The 19802-nt window shown below is 64.4% G+C and carries 14 protein-coding genes; 6 read left to right on the top strand and 8 right to left on the bottom strand.

Going from position 1 to position 19802, the window contains the following annotated elements; genetic code table 11:
* Nucleotides 1-11: 11 nt before the first annotated feature.
* A complete protein-coding gene (locus FQ664_RS16880) occupies nucleotides 12-1187 on the bottom strand; it encodes an efflux RND transporter periplasmic adaptor subunit (protein WP_144173458.1) in 1176 nt (391 codons plus the stop codon).
* Between the two features lie 272 nt (nucleotides 1188-1459).
* On the opposite strand from FQ664_RS16880, the gene FQ664_RS16875 reads away from it, so the two are divergent.
* Both FQ664_RS16875 and FQ664_RS16870 read left to right on the top strand, forming a co-directional pair.
* Nucleotides 1460-2161: a response regulator gene (locus tag FQ664_RS16875; RefSeq protein WP_144173456.1), complete on the top strand. Its 702-nt coding sequence runs from the start codon at nucleotides 1460-1462 to the stop codon at nucleotides 2159-2161.
* A 6-nt stretch (nucleotides 2162-2167) separates the two neighbouring features.
* Nucleotides 2168-3466 (top strand): ATP-binding protein, encoded by a 1299-nt coding sequence (locus FQ664_RS16870; protein ID WP_144173454.1) that lies wholly within the window; start codon nucleotides 2168-2170, stop codon nucleotides 3464-3466.
* A gap of 115 nt (nucleotides 3467-3581) precedes the next feature.
* Here FQ664_RS16870 and FQ664_RS16865 read toward each other — a convergent pair whose 3' ends face one another.
* The 4 genes from FQ664_RS16865 to nfrB form a co-directional block, all read right to left on the bottom strand.
* On the bottom strand, nucleotides 3582-4673 hold the full coding sequence (locus FQ664_RS16865; RefSeq protein ID WP_144173452.1) for a GGDEF domain-containing protein: 1092 nt from the start codon (nucleotides 4671-4673) through the stop codon (nucleotides 3582-3584).
* Nucleotides 4674-4796: 123 nt separating this feature from the next.
* A complete protein-coding gene (locus tag FQ664_RS16860) occupies nucleotides 4797-5636 on the bottom strand; it encodes a DUF4434 family protein (protein ID WP_144173450.1) in 840 nt (279 codons plus the stop codon).
* Nucleotides 5636-8641 (bottom strand): phage receptor, encoded by a 3006-nt coding sequence (locus FQ664_RS16855; protein ID WP_144173448.1) that lies wholly within the window; start codon nucleotides 8639-8641, stop codon nucleotides 5636-5638. The genes FQ664_RS16860 and FQ664_RS16855 overlap by 1 nt, the downstream gene beginning before the upstream one ends.
* Nucleotides 8638-10812: a cyclic di-3',5'-guanylate-activated glycosyltransferase NfrB gene (gene nfrB / locus FQ664_RS16850; RefSeq protein WP_144173446.1), complete on the bottom strand. Its 2175-nt coding sequence runs from the start codon at nucleotides 10810-10812 to the stop codon at nucleotides 8638-8640. The genes FQ664_RS16855 and nfrB overlap by 4 nt, the downstream gene beginning before the upstream one ends.
* Before the next feature lie 193 nt (nucleotides 10813-11005).
* Here nfrB and FQ664_RS16845 point away from each other — a divergent pair, with 193 nt between their 5' ends.
* Both FQ664_RS16845 and ilvA read left to right on the top strand, forming a co-directional pair.
* Nucleotides 11006-11437 carry a PACE efflux transporter gene (locus tag FQ664_RS16845; RefSeq protein ID WP_144173444.1) on the top strand — a complete coding sequence of 144 codons (432 nt, stop codon included), beginning with the start codon at nucleotides 11006-11008 and terminating at the stop codon, nucleotides 11435-11437.
* 179 nt (nucleotides 11438-11616) lie between these two features.
* Nucleotides 11617-13191, top strand: a complete 1575-nt coding sequence (gene ilvA / locus FQ664_RS16840; protein ID WP_144173442.1) for a threonine ammonia-lyase, biosynthetic — start codon at nucleotides 11617-11619, stop codon at nucleotides 13189-13191.
* Between the two features lie 283 nt (nucleotides 13192-13474).
* Here ilvA and FQ664_RS16835 read toward each other — a convergent pair whose 3' ends face one another.
* From FQ664_RS16835 to FQ664_RS16825, 3 genes are all read right to left on the bottom strand, one after another.
* Nucleotides 13475-14656, bottom strand: a complete 1182-nt coding sequence (locus tag FQ664_RS16835) for a hypothetical protein (protein WP_144173440.1) — start codon at nucleotides 14654-14656, stop codon at nucleotides 13475-13477.
* 63 nt (nucleotides 14657-14719) lie between these two features.
* On the bottom strand, nucleotides 14720-15187 hold the full coding sequence (locus FQ664_RS16830) for a VOC family protein (protein ID WP_144173438.1): 468 nt from the start codon (nucleotides 15185-15187) through the stop codon (nucleotides 14720-14722).
* Nucleotides 15188-15298: 111 nt separating this feature from the next.
* Nucleotides 15299-16918, bottom strand: coding sequence for an NADP-dependent glyceraldehyde-3-phosphate dehydrogenase (locus FQ664_RS16825; RefSeq protein WP_144173436.1), 1620 nt, complete (start codon nucleotides 16916-16918; stop codon nucleotides 15299-15301).
* Nucleotides 16919-17427: 509 nt separating this feature from the next.
* Here FQ664_RS16825 and FQ664_RS16815 point away from each other — a divergent pair.
* A complete protein-coding gene (locus FQ664_RS16815; RefSeq protein WP_144173433.1) occupies nucleotides 17428-18582 on the top strand; it encodes a hypothetical protein in 1155 nt (384 codons plus the stop codon).
* Nucleotides 18583-18655: 73 nt separating this feature from the next.
* Nucleotides 18656-19774, top strand: coding sequence for a glycosyltransferase family 61 protein (locus FQ664_RS16810; protein ID WP_144173430.1), 1119 nt, complete (start codon nucleotides 18656-18658; stop codon nucleotides 19772-19774).
* Nucleotides 19775-19802 lie beyond the last annotated feature (28 nt).

Below are 19802 nucleotides of genomic sequence, written 5' to 3'. Positions count from 1 at the left end.
GAGTCAGGCCCTCACTGGCCAGTGTGCTGTGCGATGGGCGGTGCCCCTGATGCATTGTCGACCTGCACCTGGTCACCGGCCTTGACGTGTTGCAGGCCCTCGACCACTACCCGCTCCCCGGGGGCCAGGCCTTCGCTGACGATCCAGCGGTCGCCCTGGGCGCTGCCCAGCACTACCTGGCGGTCGCTGACCCGGGCCTGCGGGTCGACCACCAGCACCTTGGGCACGCCGGCGCTGTCGCGCAGGATGGCGCGCTGCGGCACGCTCAGGCCCTTGGGCTGCACGGCCTGCTCCAGGCGCACGCGCACGTAGCTGCCGGGCAGCAGGTCGAGGTCCGGGTTGGGGAATTCGCTGCGCAGGGTGATCTGGTTGGTACTGGGGTCGACGCTGATGTCGGAGAACAACAGTTTGCCCGGCAGCGGGTAGGTGCTGCCGTCATCCTGGATCAGCGTGGCCCGGGCCTGGCCGTCGCCGACCTGCTGCAGCTCGCCAGCCCGCAAGGCGCGGCGCAAGGCGTTGAGTTCGCGGGTCGACTGGGTGACATCGGCGTGGATCGGGTCCAGCTGCTGGATGGTCGCCAGTGGCGTGGTCTCGTTCTGCCCGACCAGCGCACCTTCGGTGACCTGGGCGCGGCCGATACGGCCGGAAATCGGCGCGGTCACGGTGGCGTAGCCGAGGTTGAGGCGGGCGCGCTCCAGGGCCGCCTTGGCCTCGGCCACTTCGGCATCGGCCTGCAGGTAGCTGGCCTTGGCGTTGTCGTATTCCTGGCGGCTGACGGCCTTGTCCTCGACCAGCTCGCGGTAGCGCTGCTCCTGCAAGCGTGCCTGGTACAGGGTAGCCTCGGCCTTGGCCAGGGTGGCGCGGGCGCTGTCATGGTCGGCCTTGAACGGCGCCGGGTCGATCAGGAACAGCACATCGCCCTGCTTGACGTCGCTGCCTTCGCGGTACGCCCGCTTGAGCACCACGCCCGCGACCCGCGCGCGCACTTCGGCGGTGCGCGGCGCGAGGATGCGGCCGCTGAGCTCACTGCTGATGGCCAGTGGCTGCAGTTGCAGGGTTTCCACCCGCACTTGCGGGGTGGGGGCTTGTTCGTCCTGTTCGGCGCTATCGTCGCAGCCGGCCAGGGACAGGCTCAGAAATGCCAGAAGCGCCAATGGGCGCAGGCGTGGGGGGAGGGTAGTAGACATACGGATCTTCCGATGATGACCGCCTGTATGCTACGGCAGGCGTTCCTTGGGTGGCTGTTAATACCTGTAGGGCGAGTGTGAAAAAGTGTGAAGAACAATCCTCTCGACCTGTAGGGTTCTATATCCTGAGTATTCCTGTGCCGGCCTCTTCGCGGGTAAACCCGCTCCCACAGGGACCGCACAGCATCTGGAACCTGTGCGGTCCCTGTGGGAGCGGGTTTACCCGCGAAGAGGCCGGCAAAGGTCTACCTCAACCCAGATTCCAAGCGCCTATGCCGAATATTTTCCTGGTCGAAGACGACAGCGCCCTGTCCGAGCTGATCGCCAGCTACCTGCAACGCAACGACTTCCATGTCCAGGTGATTGCCCGTGGCGATCATGTGCTGGACGAGTACCGCCGGCAAAAACCCGACCTGGTCATCCTTGACCTGATGCTACCGGGCATCGATGGCCTGCAGCTGTGCCGCCTGCTGCGCCAGGAATCGCAAAGCCTGCCGATCCTGATGCTGACCGCCCGCGACGACAGCCACGACCAGGTCCTGGGCCTGGAAATGGGCGCTGACGACTATGTGACCAAACCCTGCGAGCCGCGTGTGCTGCTGGCCCGCGTGCGTACCCTGCTGCGCCGCAGCAGCGTCAACGAGCCGCGCCTGGACAACGACCTGATCCTGATCGGTGGCCTGCGTATCGACCTGGCTGAACGGACCGTGAGCTGGCGCGGCGAAGAGGTGGAGCTGTCCAGTGGCGAGTACAACCTGCTGGTGGTACTGGCGCGCAACGCCGGCGAAGTGCTGAACCGCGACCGCATCCTGCAGCAGCTGCGTGGTATCGAGTTCAACGGCACCGACCGTTCGGTGGATGTCGCCATCTCCAAGCTGCGGCGCAAGTTCGACGATAACGCCGGCGAAGCGCGCAAGATCAAGACCGTGTGGGGCAAGGGCTACCTGTTCAGCCGCGTCGAGTGGGAGTGCTGACCGCCCATGCTGAAGATCCTGGTGCGGCTGTACCTGGTGATCATCGTCGCCTATGCCGGTGCGCTGCTGTTCATCCCTGACTCCATTGTCGGCCTGTTCCAGGACCGCTTCATGGCCTACAACCTGGACCAGGCCAAGGGTGTGCAGTCGCTGATCGTGCGCCAGTTCCGCCAGGCCCCGCGCGAGCAGTGGTCGGCGGTGGAGCAGGAGCTGGCCGGTGATTTCGCACCGCTGGAACTGCAGCTGCTGCGCATGGACCAGGCCGACTTGAGCGAGGACGAGCAGGCGCGCCTGGAGCACGGCCTGTACGCCGTGCGCATCGCCGAATGGGGCTACTACGAGACGGTGCTGGCGCCGCTGGACAAGGAATGGCTGGTGCGCCTGCACTCACCGCCAGACCCGCTGGACATCAACGTGCTGTCGTGGGGCGTGACCGTACTGATCGGTGCGGCCATGCTCGGCTGCCTGCTGCTGTGGGTATGGCCGCACTGGCGCGACCTGGAGCGCCTGAAGGAAACCGCCCGGCGCCTTGGCCAGGGGCAGATGGCCGAGCGTACGCACATCTCGCCGCACTCCAACATCGGTGAGCTGGCCGGGGTGTTCGACACCATGGCCAGTGACCTGGAGCGCCACGTCAACCAGCAGCGCGAGCTGCTCAATGCAGTGTCGCACGAGCTGCGCACGCCGCTGACCCGGCTGGACTTCGGCCTGGTGCTGCTGTTCGACGAAGTGCCAGCGGCCAGCCGTAAACGCCTGCTGGAGCTGGTGGGGCATGTGCGTGAGCTGGATGAGCTGGTGCTGGAGCTGTTGTCCTACAGCCGGCTGCATAACGCCGACCAGGCCCGCGAGCGGGTCGAGGTGTCGTTGCTGGAGCTGGTCGACAGCGTGCTGGGGGGCTTTGCCGAGGAACTCGATGCACGGGCCATCCAGTGGGAGGTGCGGGCCGAGGGTGATTTGCCGCGTTTTGTGCTGGACCCACGGCTGACGGCACGGGCGGTGCAGAACCTGGTGCGCAATGCCATGCGTTACTGCGACGAGAGCCTGTTGCTGCGCTTGCGCCTGGAAGCGGATGGTGCCTGCCTGCTGACGGTGGAGGATGACGGGATTGGTATTCCGCTGGCGGAGCGTGAGCGGATTTTCCAGCCGTTCTACCGCCTGGACCGTAGCCGTGACCGCAATACCGGCGGGTTTGGCCTGGGTTTGGCGATCAGCCGGCGGGCGATCGAGGGCCAGGGTGGCACCTTGACCGTGGCGCAGTCGGCGCTGGGTGGGGCGCAGTTCCGGATTCGCTTGCCTGCTGGGTGATGGGGGGCTGTGCCGGCCCTTTCGCGGGTGAACCCGCTCCCACAGGGACCGCACCGATCTCGATCAATGTGGAGAATCTGTGGGAGCGGGTTTACCCGCGAAAGGACCGGGCCTGCTAACCCTGCTCTGCCAGCTGTTTAGTCCACAGCACAAAGCGGTCCTTGCCGCTGTGCTTGGCCGCGTACAACGCCTGGTCGGCGCGCACCAGCGCCGTGGTCAGGCTGTCGCCCTGGTCCACCCGGGTCAGGCCGATGCTGACCGTCACCGGGTGCTCGCCAACGTCCTCGCGCACCCGTTGGCACAGCGCTGCCACCCGTTGCTCGGCGCCTTGCTGGTCCAGCCCGTGGAAAAAGATCGCGAATTCCTCGCCGCCCAGTCGGGCGAACTCGTAACCGGCCATGCTCGCCTTGATATGCAGGGCCACGCGCTTGAGCACTTCATCGCCCACGTCATGGCCGAAACTATCATTCACCCGTTTGAAATTGTCGATGTCGATCATCGCCAGGTACTGCTCGGCCGTGGCCAGGCGCAGCTGATGGTCGGCTTTGGTCATGAACGAGCGGCGGTTGGGGATTTCGGTCAGGGCGTCGATATAGGCCTGGTCCAGCAGCACCTTGGACAGGTAGAAGTTGTGCAGCTTGGCCTTGCGCATCTGCAGGTAGCTGTGGATGACCAGGGCGCTGAGGAACACCGCGTAGCTGATCAGCATGGCGCCTTCGAGTTCGTCCGGGCCGATACGGGTGTGGTAGAACGGGTTGAGCAGCACCCAGGTGATGGCCATGGCGCAGAAGAACGACCAGCGCCGCACCGGTAGCACCGACACGGCATACAGCACGGTGGAGACCCCGAGCACCAGCCACACCGGACGCAGGGCCACCGGGATGCCTTCGATCACCAGGCGCATGCCCAGGGTGATAGCGGCGACGAACAGCAGGTTGAGCACATCGAAGTGATGGCTGCGACGGGTGAACCGCAGCACCACGGTGAGGCCGCTGAGCAGGGTGATGAACAGGTAGGACAGCCAGGTGAAACCCTGACCGCCGAGGAAGCTGACGATCAGGTCGAAGACCAGCCAGATCAGGATGCTGACGCAGAACACCAGCAGGCAGAAAGGGCGCATGGCCTCGAATTCGTGTTGGCGGAACTCGGCGCGCAGGGCGGCGGGGGCGACCTGTTTGCGCACGTGGGCTTCGATGGTCTTGAACATCGGTGGGCTCCTGGGTGTACTGCTTGACCAGGCCCGGCCCCTTCGCGGGTACTCCACAGTGCTTGAACTCTGTGCGGTCTTTGTGGGAGCGGGTTTACCCGCGAAGGGGCCGGGCCTGGAGACTCAATTGCTGGGCAGAACACCCCGGGCCCAGGGCCGGTAACGCAGGTCGAATACCGCCTCGGCATGGCACCCGCCGCCCAGCTTGGGCTCGGCAGGCTCCGCCCGAAATACCTGCCCTGGCGCGCTCACCTGGCGGAACGCCTCGCGCACCACGCCCACCCGGCACGGCAAGGCCTGCTCATAGCCCTGGCGTACCAACGCGGGCAAGCGCCCGGTCCCGGCGCCGTCCTGCCACCACACAGTCAAGCCCAACCCGGCCAGTTGATCCAGCCAGGCGGCATTGACCCGCGGCGACAGTTTGCCGGCGCTGAAGGCGCTGATGTGCAAAGGCTTGTCCAGCTGCCGGTTGAAGGCCTGCAACTGGCTGTGCAGGGCATCACGGCGTTCGGCCTCGCGAAAATGATGGTCGTCCAGCTCCATCGGCAGGTACCAGCCGTCCACCGACAACTGCCACGCCTGGCGCAGTTGCTGGTACTGGCTGAGCGAGCGCCCCAGCTGCGCTTTCCAGTAACTGTTCAGGCCTTCACCATCGAGCTCGTCGAGACGCTGGTAGTAGGCCGGGTCCATGTACAGCCCCAGCACCAGTTGCAGACCTTGGGCACGCGCGCTGCGCAGGCTGTTGGCCAGCCAGCCCTGGGCGCCACCGAAATCGCTGTCGCCATAGGCGCTCCATTGCACGATCAGGGTCTTGCCGCCCCGGACCACGGTGGCATGCCACAATTGCTGCCACTGGGCGGGGGTGACATTGGCGTCGCGGTTGAGGGGTTGGTAGAACAGGCGCTGGTCGGCGCTGGCTGGCAGGCACACGGCAAGCAGGCAGAGGGCCAGAAACGTACGCATCAGAAGGTCATCTCCGCACCGACCAGCACGCCGTTGGCGCGCTCGTATAGATTGCCGCCCAGGGCTTGCTGGTACTCGGCACGCACTTTCAGCGAACCGCGGTAGGCGTTGTAGCGGTCGTCATCGAACCACCATTGCCAGCGCACGCCAACCCCGGCCCGGGCGTCCTGGCGCCAGTCGTTGCTCGGGTCCTGGCTGGAAAACTCGACAAAGCCATAGGGCATGATGGTTTGCGGCGAGCTGCCCGGCAGCTTCCAGGCGTGGCCCTGTTGGTAGCGCGACAGCCAGGCGTGGTCGCCGGCCCGGGTCCACCAGGCGGCGTCGAGGTAGAGGAAACGCTCGTTCCAGTCGTCTTCATCGACCCGCCAGTCGTTGCGCCAGTCGCCCTGGTCGAGGAACGAGGCGGTGGCGCGCAACAGCAGGTCGTTGCTCGATTCGGCGTGGTGACGCAAGTCACCCCAGTTGCCGCCGACCTTGGCCGGACTCAGCAGTTGGCCCAGGCTCAGGCCGCGATAGTGCTCCTCGTCGATCTGTCGCTGGTGGTACAGCTCGGCATACAGGTTGAGGTTGGCCTGGCCGAGGGGCTTGTAGCGCAGGCCGACGCCGGTGCCCATGCTTTGCGCGTAGTCGGTGCGGCTTTGCCCTCCGAACAGCACACGGCCATACACCGACAGGGTGCTGCCGTTGCGGCTGGGCTCTTCGCCCAGGGCGTGGTCCCACATGGCCAATTGCACGTTCTGCGATTGCGCGCGGCGCGAAGTGCCGCTGCGCTGGCCATTGTCGAGGAACCTGTCATTGGTCGAGGTGCCGGCCGGCGACCAGGTGCTGGCCAGGGTGATGCTGTCGCGCCGCGACAGGCTTTCGTGGGCGCGGCGCTGGCGGTATTTGCGGGCTTCCAGGCTGCCGTACTCATCGTCGCCGTCGACCAGATCCTGCTCCACATCGAGGATGCGGCGCAGTTCGCGGCGTGCCGAAGCGCTGTCTTCGGCTTCGTCGTAGCGCAAGGCCAGCGTCTCGCCAAGGCGGTAGTCCTCGGGGAAGTCGTGGGTGGCGCGTTCCAGGTAGGGGATCGCCTGGCGGCGCTGGGCCTTGTCCGTCGAGCCGGCCAGGCGCATGCCGTAGTCGGCGCGGTAGCGCGGCTGGTCGGGAGCCAGGCGCACGGCTTCGGCCAGCCAGGCGCTGCTCTGGGCACTGTCACCGGCCAGTTGCGCGGTACTGGCGGCGGCGTAGTAGTGGTCGGCCCGCGGGTTGTGCGCCAGGGCCTGGCGCTGGAAGCCCAGCGCAGCCTGGTAATCACCCTGGCGCTGGGCGATGGCGGCACCCAGGGCCCAGTCGTCGGCGCTGTTGTGTGCGGCGGCGTCCCAATAGCGCCGGGCCGCTTGCGGGTCGCCAGCGTTCAGCGCGCCACGGGCGGCGGTGAGACGGGCGTTGTCGGTCCAGGCGCTGTCCGGCTGGGTACGCCAGATGGGCTGGGCCGCTTCGGAATCGCCAGCCGCTTCCAGGGCATAGGCGAGGGGCAAGCGACTGCCGCTGTCGCCCAGCCGTGCGGCGGCCTGGTAATAGACCACCGCTTCGCCGGGCTGCTCAGGCATGGCGCAGCGGCCCAGGGCGCGGTACTGGCCAGGTTCGCTGGGGGTGGCCGGTACGGCCTGGCGCACGGTATCGCACAGGCCAGCCTCGGCCAGGCGGCCGAGCAGCTGGGCACGGGTATTGGCGTCGACCCGAGGGATCAGGCTGAGCATGCGGCGGCTGTCCAGCGGCCCGTCGCTACGCGCATACAGGTTGCCCAGGCGCTGCAGCAGCGACGGGGCAAGGCGGCCCTGGTGGCGGTCGTAGGCCTGCTCCAGCAGTTGCCTGGCGTGTTCACCGTGGCCCTGTTGCGTCAGCAGGAAGGTGGCTTGCTCCAGTGCCGCCAGGTCGCCGCTCTGCCGATAGCGTTTCTCCCATTCGGCGGCGGTGCGTGGTTGCGGGGGCTGTGGCGGGTCGCCGTACAGGCGTTGCTTGAGCACGGCGTAGGCGCTTGGGTCGGTGCTGGCGGTGCAGCCCTTGAACTGTTCGCGCGCCAGTTCCGGGGCGCGGCGCGACAGCCAGTCGACGGTTTCCAGGCAGGGGCGTTGCAGTTCGTTGCTCAGGCGCTGGACCAGCGGCGCGTCGTTGCCTTCGCGGGCCAGCTCCCACAGTTGCTGGCGCTGCTCGGGCTGGTTCAGCTGCGTGGCGGGCAGTGCTTGCAGCCAACGCTGAGCCTGCTGGTTCTGGCCGACGGCGATGGCGCGGTTGGCCATGGCCAGGCGGGCCTGGTTGGCTGCTGCCGGGGAAGGGGCGCTGGGCAGCAGCGCGTTCAGCCCTTTTTCATCCACCTGCTGGATATAGGCATTGGCCAGGCGCTGCCAGTCCTGCGCGGGCAACTGGCCTTGGTCGGCCAGCGGCTGCAGCTGTTCGATGGTCTCCTTCCAGTTGCGCAGTTGTTCGGCGAAATTGGCCCGGGCCAGGCGCAGCAATTGGCCATCCCCCTGTGGCGGCAGTTGCTTGAGCCAGTCCAGCGCCTTGGCGGCGCCACCGGATTTGGCCAGGCTCAGGCTGTAGGCCTGCCACAGGCGCACCCGGTGGGTGCCGTCGCTGGTGGCCAGCCATTGTTCCACCTGGCTGGCCGGCGGCAGGGCCTGTTCGATCCAGGCCAGGCGCAGTTCAAACAGCGCGTTGGCGTATTCGGGGCTGCCGTCCAGCTGTTCGGCCAGGGCTTCGGCCTCCTTGTAGCGGCGCTGGTGGGCCAGGGCCTCCACCAGCAGCGCGCGGGCTTCGTCGTTGTTCGGCACCCGGTTCAGCACGTGGCGGGTCAGGCGTTCGACCTCGGCCCAGTTATCCTTCTTCGCTTCGCGGTAGCTGCGCTCCATGAACGGGTAGCTGGTGAACCGCTGAAAGTCGGTCATCGGCACCGAAGCGGCGCTGGGAAGGGCTGCGGAGCACAGCAACAAGCCAGTGAAGGTGAGGGACAAGCGCGGCTTCATGCCACCTCCCGGGTCAGGTCAAAGGCGGCCTGCTGTTCGCTGGCCTGTTCGATCAGGGCCTGCTGCAGCACCTGCTCGGTGATGATGCCGCGGGCGATCAGATGCTCGCCGAGGCTCTGGTGTTCCGGGGCGAAGTCGATCAGCGCCTGGTTGAACAGGGTGACCGGGACCATGCCGCGCACCTGCAGCAGCGCACCGAGCATTACCTGATGGTGGCTGACCCGTTCCAGCAGCACTTCGTCGTCCTGGTGGCGTTCGAGGATAGCCAGCATGTCGCGGGTTTCCGGCTTCTGCCAAGGGCTTGGGTAGTGGTAGCGCAGGCCCAGGGTCACCCGGCCCTGTGGCGCCAGGCGCGCGCTGACCGGGCGTTTCAGGTGGCGGCTGATAACCCCCAGCGACACCTGGCTGACCGGGCTTTCGCTGGCCAGGACCAGCATGTCGCCGTCTTCGGCCACCGGCAGCACGCCATAGTGCGTCGCCAGCTTGCGCGGCAGTTTGGCGATCAGTTGCGGGTCGAGCTTGAACGGGTTCAGCGGTGCCCAGGGCAGGTCCAGTTGCTCGGCCAGGGTGGCGACCAGCTGTTCGCTGTTCAACCAGCCGCGCAGCAGCAGCTCGCGGCCCAGGCGCCGGCGTACCGGGCTGGTGATCGCCTGTTGCAACTGTTCGTCGCTGATCAGGCCCTTGGCCACCAGACGCTGGCCCAGCGGCGTGCGGGCGGGGGCGGCGATGGCGGGGAATTCGTGAGTGGTCTTGTCCCAGGCCACGCGCCGCGAGTCACCCATTTCCATCACCTGGCGCAGGGCACGCAGGTTGGCGAAGAAGTTGACGAAGTTGCTCCACATCATCCGCGGCGCCGACAGCAGGCCTTCGCCGATGCCATAGAAGCGGGTGACGAACCAGGCACGCTGGAACAGGCGGTTGAACAGCATCAGCCCGTTCAGCCACAGCAAGGTGGTCAGCAGCTGGCTGTCGCTGAGGATCGACATGAAGCGCCACGACTCTGGCGCAATCACCGTGACCAGCCACATGGCCAGCAACACCAGCAGCAACAGGTTGACCAGAAAGCTCAGCAGGTAGGCGAACAGGCCGCGGCGGTCACGCCAGAGGAAGTAGTTGAGCGCGCCCTTGCGGCTCCAGCCGAGGTTGCTGGTGCCCTGGAAGACAATGCCGACAATCCACCGCGACTTCTGCCGGATGGCATGCTGCCAGTCGCGCGGGAAGTGCTCGCGTACGCAGATCACCTGGGAGAATTCGCGGCTCATGCCCGGGCGCCATTCCTGCTTCAGGGTCAGCGCCGGGTCGGTGATGGAGTAACGGGCGAAAATGCACTTCATGCCCTTTTGCTTCAGGCGGAAACCGATGTCGTAGTCTTCGGTAAGGCTCTGCACGTCGAAGGCGATGCCGTCGCCGTCCTCGAGCAGCGCACTGATGGCGCGGCGGCTGAAGCAGGTGCCGACACCGGCGCTGGGTACCTGACCGGTCAGGGCCTCGCGCACGATCACGTCCTTGCCATGGTTCTCGGCAAACTCGTCGACGTAGTGCCCGGCGGTGAAACCCTTCCATTCCGGTGCATAGGGGTACACCGGGATCTGGATCATGTCCTTGTTCGGCAGCAGGTAGTTGAACAGGCGCAGCTCCATGGGCGAGATCACGTCTTCGGCGTCGTGCAGGATGAAGCCGGCGAACTCGATGCCGGCGTCCTGCTGGAAGCGCAGCAGGGCGTCGATGATGTTGTTCAGGCAGTCGGCTTTGCTGGTGGGGCCGGGGCGGGCGCAGACCACCTTGTGCACGTTGGGGTAGTGCAGGCACACCGCGTCGACGTCGGCCTGGGTTTGCGGGTCGTTGGGGTAGGTACCGACGAAGATCTGGTAGTTCTCGTAGTCGATGGTCGAGGCTGCCAGGCGCGCCATCTCACCCACCACGCCCACTTCGTTCCAGGCCGGGACCATGATGGCCAAGGGTTTCTCCGGTACCTCGAACAGGCGTTTTTCGTCGGCTTTTTCGTACTTGTCGTAGATGCGAAAGCGCCGGATCAGCTTGCGGCCCCAGTAGCACAGGTCGATGAACAAGTCATCCAGGCCCAGCAGGAACATCAGCGAGGCCAGGACGATCGCGAGGGTCTTCAGGCCGAACAGCACGTAGGTGAGAAAATCGATGAATACCAGGCTCATGAGCCGGTCACCGGCAGGAAGGGGGGGGCCATCGTCTTAATCCTCGTTCGATTCCCTGGACGAAGCTGTACGACATGTCGCCGTTTGTACTGGATAGATACAAGCAGCCGAACGCGGGGTTGTCCAAATTTCCGGCTTTTTCTTGTGGGCCACTTCTTGTAGCTTTACAGGTCGTTTAACCAGGGAGCTGAACATGCAAGGCAAGGCACGCAAGATCGTCCAGGCCATTCTTTACGAAGCTATCGCCGTCGCCTGCGTGGCGCCTGCACTGGAGTTGGCGTTCGGTGCCGGCATGGCACAGTCGACCGTGCTGTCGGTGTTGATGTCGGGCATTGCGATGAGCTGGAACATGGCCTACAACTGGCTGTTCGAGCGCTGGGAAGCCCGTCAGCACCAGCGTGAGCGCACTTTCTTGCGGCGCCTGCTGCATGCGTTGGGCTTCGAGGGCGGGCTGGTGCTGATCCTGCTGCCGCTGGTGGCGTATTGGCTGGATGTCAGCCTGTGGGCGGCGTTGTTGACCAACCTGGCGTTGTTCGTGTTCTTCTTCGTGTACGCGTTTGTCTTCCAGTGGGGCTTCGACAAGGTGTTCGATGTGCCGCTTTCGGCGCAGCAGGCGAAGTGTTGACTTTGTGCCGTACTACCGGCTAAGTTCCTGCTCATGAATACTGTCCCGCACCTCAACGCCATTATTATTACCGCCATTATCAGCTTGGCGGGCTAGCGCGTACGTGCACCGAACCCGCCCTGGAGGCGGGTTTCTTCTCTCTGACTCCTGGGCAACGTGAACACAGCCAAGGAGTTTCGATGACCAGCTTCAGCGTCAGCCCTCGTAGCCCACATGACATCGTTGTCACCCCCCAGCAACTGCTGTCGGAGCAGGTGCGGCGCATTCTTGCCGCCCCGGTGTACGACCTGGCCATCGAAACGCCCCTGCAAGCTGCGCCGGCGTTGTCTGCCGGCCTGGGCAACCAGGTGTTGCTCAAGCGGGAAGACCTGCAGCCTACCTTCTCGTTCAAGATCCGTGGTGCCTACACCCGCCTGTCACGGCTGAGTACCGCGCAGCGTGAGCGTGGGGTGATCACCGCCTCTGCGGGCAACCATGCCCAGGGCGTGGCCCTGGCGGCATCGCATCTGGGCATCAGGGCCACCATCGTCATGCCTACCACCACGCCGTCGCTGAAGGTGGAAGGGGTACGTTCGCGCGGTGGCCATGTAGTGCTGCACGGTGAGAGCTTCCCCCATGCCTTGGCCCACGCGCTGAAACTGGCCGACAGCGAAGGTGCCACCTTCGTGCCGCCATTCGACGACCCGGATGTGATCGCCGGGCAGGGCACCGTGGCCATGGAGATCCTGCGCCAGCGCCCGGGTGCGCTGGACGCCATCTTCGTGCCGGTGGGTGGCGGAGGGCTGATTGCCGGCATTGCCGCCTATGTGAAGTACCTGCGCCCTGAGGTGAAGGTGATCGGCGTCGAGCCGGAAGATTCCAACTGCCTGCAGGCCGCCATGGCGGCCGGTGAGCGGGTGATCCTGCCGCAGGTCGGCACCTTCGCCGATGGTGTGGCGGTGGCGCAGATCGGCGCCCATTGCTTCGAGCTGTGCCGGCACTTCGTTGACGAAGTGGTGACTGTGAGCAGTGATGAGCTGTGCGCGGCGATCAAGGATATCTATGATGACACCCGCTCGATCACCGAGCCGTCCGGCGCCCTGGCCGTGGCCGGGATCAAGAAGTACGTGGCGCGCGACGGCGTGCAGGGGCAGACCCTGGTGGCCATCGACTCCGGGGCCAATGTCAACTTCGACCGCCTGCGCCATGTGGCCGAGCGTGCCGAGCTGGGCGAGCAGCGCGAGGCGATCATCGCTGTCACCATTCCCGAACAGCCGGGCAGCTTCCGCGCCTTCTGCCAGGCCCTGGGCAAGCGGCAGATCACCGAGTTCAACTACCGCTATTACCCTGGCAAGGCGGCGCGCCTGTTCGTGGGAGTGCAGACCCATCCTGTGCACGACCCACGCGAACAGTTGCTGGCCAGCCTGCGCGGACAGGGCTACCGCGTACTGGACCTGACCGACAACGAACTGGCCAAACTGCATGTACGGCATACCGTGGGTGGCCATGCTGCGCCCGGGGCTGACGAGCGGGTGCTGCGCTTCGAATTCCCCGAGCGCCCGGGGGCCTTGCTGGGCTTTCTGGAGCGGCTTGGCAAGCGTTGGAACATCAGCCTGTTCCATTACCGCAACCATGGCGCGGCAGAGGCCCGGGTTTTCGCGGCGCTGGAAGTGCCGGGGGATGAGTTGGCGGGGTTGCCGTTGGCGCTGGATGAGATGGGGTACCGGTACTGGGATGAGACCGACAACCCGGCGTACACGCTGTTCCTGGGCTGATATGCAAACCTCATGCAGCCTGTACGGGCCTCATCGCCGGCAAGCCAGCTCTCATAGAACTGCACATAACTCGTTGAATTAGCAGGGGCCCTGTGGGAGCGGCTTTAGCCGCGAACACCGGCGCAGCCGGTGCCATGCACCGCGTTGGATTCTTCGCGGCTAAAGCCGCTCCCACAGGATGCACGGACCGCTTGCGAATTCAGTTCTCTATGCGACAGCGCAGCCCAAAGGGCTGGGCCATACAGTTGCTCCTGCAAGGTTTCGTGTGTGCCGGTAGATGGGCTCAGCGCTCACGCATGAAGAAGCCGGCAACGAATTTGCGGAAGGTTTCCAGGCTCTTGAAGTCGGCGTAGCGCTTGAAGTTCTCGGTATCCGGCTCGGGGCCGATGGGTTGTTCCAGCAACGACACCGACAATACCCGGTCCTGGTCCGAGGTCATTACCAGCTCATCCATCACCTGGCCGCCGATCACCGGGCGGCGCATCTGCACTTTCACGCCCTTGCTGGCCATCCAGTCGACCAGTGATACCAGGGCCTTGAGCGGCTCGCGTTCTTCGTCGCGATACACCGGGAACAGGTGGGCGCGGGACAGCACCGGCACGCTGGCCACATGGATCAGCTCGTAGAAATGGCTGCCGGCACTGGTCGGCGAGTATAGCGCCAAGGCCAGCAACGGCCCGGCGGTGCGGTTGCCGCCCCAGTACAGGTGGTGGCCCTGGAAGTCGAAGCCGTCTTCACTGCGGTTGTTGAACAGCTTGCGCCCTTTGATCTGGTCCACGCAGTCCAGCAGCAGGCCGTGGCGGCGGTGGTTGCCGAACACCGTGGCTTCGCGCAGGCGGGACTTGAGCATCATCATGTGCTTCATGTCCAGGCGGGTTTCCAGGTAGTTGCTGGCAGGCACCCGCTCCAGCAGCGGATAGCGGCTGGCCACGCTGCGCAACTCGGCAAATTGCCCAGTCAGGTCCTTTTTCAGGTGTGTGGCATACAGGTTGAGGCCGCTGGTTTCGATCCAGGTCAGCAGCAGTGACAGCAGGCGCTGTTGTTCACGCCTTTCGCTGCCATCGCCGCCGCCGCTGGTGGTGCCGCTGCGGAAGTCGCCGATCAGGCGCAATGGTGTGTCGGGCGGCAGCCAGGCAGCGGGTGGCGCAGGGTCGTTTTCGCGCTCGGCCGCTTCTCGCTCGTCCTTGGTGAACGGACAGCCGGGTGCGTGCTCGGCGGTACCCGGGTTGTTCTTGAGAAACAGCGTACCGGTATTGCCGTTGAGGGTGACATTGAGCACCGGCAGGGCATCGTTACGGCAGTCGCAGGCCAGCCACTGGTTGGCGTTGCGCACCTTCATCAGCAACTGGTTGGCCTGCAGCAGGCGTGGGCCGGTGAGGCTGCCGGTGGCAAAGCCGACCAGCAGCTCCTCTTCTGCAGGGGTCAGGCTACGAACCTGTGCGGCGGTTTTGTCGATGATTCGCATGAAGCAGCTCCCAGCTACGAGCTCCAAGCTTCAGGCAAAGTCGCGCCGCTTTCAACTTACCGCTCAGTTGCCAGCGAACATCTGCGCCGCGCGGGCGCGAATTTCGTCGGGAGTCAGGTCCTCTTTGTGGGTGGAAACGAACCAGATGTTGCCGAACGGGTCCTTCAGGGTGCCGCTGCGGTCGCCGTAGAACTGGTCCGTCACCGCACGCAGCTGGGTGGCGCCGGCCGCCAGGGCCTGGGCGTAGACCTTGTCGCAGTCCTCGACATACAGGTGCAGGCCTACGCCTGCGCCGCCGAGTTTCTGGCTGGCGGTGAGGCCACCCTCCATATCGCACGGGTCGCCAAGCATCAGCGACGAGTCACCGATCTTCAGCTCGGCATGGCCGACGCGGCCGTCCGGGGCGTCGAGGCGGAACATCTCGACGGCAGCGAAGGCCTTCTTGTAGAACTCGATGGCCTTGGCGGCGTCGTTGATGGCCAGGTAGGGCGTGATGCTGCGCTGGCCTTCGGGGATGGGTTTGGCTGCCATGTTCGACTCTCCTTGGAAGTGGGCGTCGGTGGACGCCCTGTTGCTTAGAGTCGTTTGCGCAGATGGAAAATCGACAGGGGTGATAGATCGATTCTCTATAAGCGCGGCCGTTCAGAAGATGTAGTCGGTGGTCAGGAAGCTTGACTGCCGGTTGCGAATGATCTCGCTGATCAGTTCCTTGTTGGCCTCCTGGAAGCGCGTTGCGACCAACGTGCGGATCGAGAATACACGCAGGGCGTCGTGTACCGACAGGGTGCCTTCGGCGCTGTTCTTGCGGCCGTTGAACGGGTAAGTGTCGGGGCCGCGCTGACATTGCGCGTTGATGTTGATGCGCCCGACCTGGTTGGCGAAGATGTCGACCAGGTTGCCGATGGTCGCCGGGTCATTGCCGAACAGGCTCAGTTGCTGGCCGTAGTCGGAGTCCAGTACATAGTCGATCACCGTCTGCAGGTCGCGGTAAGGCACCACCGGCACCAACGGGCCGAACTGCTCTTCGTGGTAGACGCGCATGTCGGGCTTTACCGGGTACAACACGGCCGGGTAGAAGAACGAGCCACGGCTGTGCCCACCGCCTTCGTTGAGCACACGTGCGCCCTTGGCGGTGGCATCGGCGACCAGGCCGTCGAGGTAGTCGACCTTGCCGGGCTCGGGCAGCGGTGTCAGCGCTACGCCAGGCTCCCACGGCATGCCGGGCTTGAGCGCGGCCAGCTTGCGCTGGAACTTGTCGAGGAAGGCATCGACCACGTCCTCGTGGACGAACAGGATTTTCAGCGCCGTGCAGCGCTGACCATTGAACGACAGTGCACCGGTGACTGCCTCTTCGACGGCGTTGTCGAGGTCCACCTGAGGCAGCACGATGCCCGGGTTCTTGGCATCCAGACCCAGCGCGGCGCGCAGGCGGTGCGGGCGCGGGTGCAGCTTTTTCAGGTCGCTGGCGGCCTTGTGCGTGCCGATGAAGGCGAACACATCGACGTTGCCGCTGGCCATCAGCGCGCTCACCGTTTCCCGGCCGCGGCCGTAGATGACGTTGATCACCCCCGGCGGGAAGCTGTCACGGAAGGCTTCGAGCAACGGCCGAATCAGCAGCACGCCGAACTTGGCCGGCTTGAATACCACGGTGTTGCCCATGATCAGCGCCGGGATCAGCGTGGTGAAGGTTTCGTTCAGCGGGTAGTTGTATGGCCCCATGCACAGGGCCACGCCCAGCGGCACACGGCGGATCTGGCCCAGCGTACCCTGTTCCAGCTCGAAGCGGCTGGAATGGCGGTCGAGGTCTTTGAGGGCGTTGATGGTGTCGACGATGTAGTCGCAGGTGCGGTCGAATTCCTTTTCCGAATCCTTGAGGTTCTTGCCGATCTCCCACATCAGCAGCTTGACCACGGCCTGACGCTGCTCACGCATGCGTGCCAGGAAGGTTTCGACGTGCTGGATGCGCTCGGCCACGCGCATGTTCGGCCAGGCGCCGCGGCCTTTGTCGTAGGCCTGCACAGCGGCATCGAGGGCGGTGAGCGCGGTGTCGGCATCGAGCAGCGGGGCGCTGCCCAGCACTACTTGGTGCTCATCGTTGCCATCCTTGAGCCAGACCGGGCTGCGCACTGTGGCCAGGGGGCCGTCCCAGCGCCTGAGCTCACCGTTCACCAGGTAGTCGCGTTGTTCAAGGGGGGCTTCCAGGCGCCAGGTTTCCGGGATGTTCTCGGCGCTGGGGAAGAGTGAATCGAGCAGACGGTCCATGGGTACTGCACCTCACATTGCTGGGCGGGTTTCGAGCCAGGTGAATCGCTTCAGCTGCGAGCATGCACCGGCCGCCGGAAAAACACCAGTCTGGCTTAACATGGCCGCAAGTGCCTGCCTGTTGTACAGGCAGGCATCCAGGTCCGGGTGGGTAGGTGCGGTTGGCGGGCAGGTCGATGCTTCTTTTATGCAAAGAAGGCATCAAACGTTATTTATCAATTGCCAAGTGCTAAGGGAATAACGCGGGTGGGCAGGTTGATAGAAAAGTGTTTGTTGGGGGAGATTTTCATGCAGGAAATTTGACGCCATGAAACTTTACAAGACTTCCAAATGCCTTCGTGAAATGCAATCAAAGTGCCACTTGCTAAAGTGTTTGTGCGCACCTTAAATTGTTAATTGACATGGGGACTTGCCGGATAACTCCTGAATATCAACATGATAAGTCTTTTGGCTGAATGGTTGTCCTTTTCCGATAGATCATAGGCACAGCGAAGGGTGTCGAAAAAGAAATGAAAGCGACCTTGACGGCAGTGGCGCGAAAACTCATCTCGCCCTCCATACGCTACGAAATGAGACACCTGGCCAGCAAGATACTTGAAGTGATGGCGCGTGCCTGTTTCTGGCGTTGGGAAATTGCCAGGTTTCGGTTGCAGCAGGAAAGCCCCTACGAAATTGTTTATATTGGCCGAAAGCAGCAACGGGAAATGGCCAAGCTGCTGATTGCCGGCAAGGGCCAGGGCAGCGCTGCAATAATTGACAGTGCAAACGCGACGATGGCGGCCAACCACGTGGTGGTGGTCAGTGAAATGCCGACGTCGGGGGCATTGTCGGTGCCGCATTACCTGAGCGCCGTGGTGCCGCTCGGGCGCTCGCTGGATGACATCACGGCGCGCTACGACAGCGAGTTGCGGCGCAGCATCCGCAAGAACCGCCCGCTGTACCAGATGCGCCAGGCCCGCTCGGACGACGAGATCGCCATGGCTGACCGCGACCTGCTGCGCCCCTATGCCAGCGCCAGGCAAGGTATCCATGCCGCGCAGTTTCCCACTGAGGAAGTGTATCGCATTGCCAGCAGCGTCGGCCGGCTCGACTTGATCACCTTGGGCGAAGAAGTGATCGGCTGCCATCTGGGTTGTGAAGTGGTGCGCGGTGGCAAGCGTTACTGGAGCACGTTGCGTTTTGGCTATTGCGAGGCAGTGTTTACCGATGCACGGAAGTTGCGCGAGGTGAACTCGATCACCACCTTCATGGCCCTGGAATGGGCACTGAAGCAGGGCTTCGATTATTACGACATCGGTCTTTGCCTGGCGCGCCCGGATGACGGTTTGTTGAAGTGGAAGCGCCGCCGCGGTGGCGATATCGATTCGCTGGGTAACCATGCCTGCCTGTTTGTCCGCTTACCCAGAACCGGCACGGCGAAGTTTCTCTGGGACACGCCGATGTTCGCGATCGAAGGCGACAAGCTCACGCTGCATCTGGGCTTGCCCGAGGGCCCGAGTGACGAGGAAGTTGCCAGCCGCTACCAGGAGATGGTGTTTGGTGGCCTGCACAAGATTTATTTCTATGGTGGCAACGGCGCGGCCGATGCGTTCGTGGAAAGCTTGCGCCGCCGTTACGCCAACCTGCAGTCGCCGCCCGCCATGGAAAGGGTCATGTGCCACTGAGCGGATGCCAGGAAGGCGTTGATCTGGTGCGTTGCGCCAGGCTTTTGACCTTGTCAGCAAGGGAGGACGCTTCATGGGAAGCGACATCTCGCAGTTCAGTGCATCGCCTGCAGCCAGGCAGCACACCTGGACCCTGGCCGCCTACCGCTATATGGCGCGCAAACGCCTGGGCGGGAACAGCACCATCGACCTCAAGAGCATCGCGGCCAAGAGCTGGGACATTGCCCCCGGTGAAGTCACGGTCTCGCCCGCGGCCATTTACCTGCCAGGCCAACTGGAGCGGGTGACGGGCTGGGAAGGCAAGCGCTTCTATCCCTACGTACACCCGGCGCGCACCATGGAGGGCGGCATCAGCACGCTGCAAGGGCCAACCCGCGGCTACCTGATCAAGGAGGTGTGGCTGGTCGACGGGGCGTTGTACAAGGGCAAGGCCAGCCACTGGCTGTCGCTGAAGCCAGGCCCCTTTCCGAGCATCGTCGTGGACAACGAAATCGACCGCGCGGCCATCTATTGCACGCAAAACGGCAATACCTGGTTCGGCACCTGGCTGATGGAGGATTGTCCGACCTATGCGCTGGCCTGTGACGAAGGCACACCGGTAACCACCGCGCCCTCGGCCAGATTCCCGCTGTTTACCCAGGCGCCGGCCTATGAAGACTGGCTGGAGATGAACCCGCTGCGCCTGCGCAGTGCGTTTTTCCGTGAACTGGTGCTGTTCGATGATCAGGCCAACAACCGCAGCCGGCATGCCCGCTACCGGGCCATGGGCGACAAGCTGCTGTCGCATGTGCAGCATGCGCCACACCCTGGGGTGTTCCTGTTGCGTGGTGGCGACGGTGACCTGCGCCTGTTGCGCAATGAGCTGGCGCTGGCCGAGCACTTGCGCGCCACCCGTGGCTTTCGCATCGTCAACCCGCTGAAGTCCGATGTGCCGAGTATCGTCGCGGCCTGCGCCGGGGCAAGGGTGGTCATCGGCGTGGAGGGTAGCCAACTGGTGCATGGGGTCAATGTGCTGCAGGCCGGCGGTTGCCTGCTGACCTTGCAGCCGCCCAATCGGTTTGTCAGCTACTACAAGTACCTGATGGATCGTGACCACCAGCATTTCGGCTTTGTGGTCGGGATGCCGGACGGCGATGGTTTCACCATCGATATCGGCGAAGTGGAACGGACGCTGGACCTGTTTCCGCGATAAGCGTGTAGTATTCGGGCGCATGGCAGCG

It is taken from the genome of Pseudomonas persica (genome assembly GCF_900291015.1).
In the GTDB taxonomy this organism is placed as follows: Bacteria; Pseudomonadota; Gammaproteobacteria; order Pseudomonadales; family Pseudomonadaceae; genus Aquipseudomonas.
The sequence above is the reverse complement of the archived record's forward strand: the minus strand, read 5'-3'. Positions and strand labels throughout refer to the sequence as shown.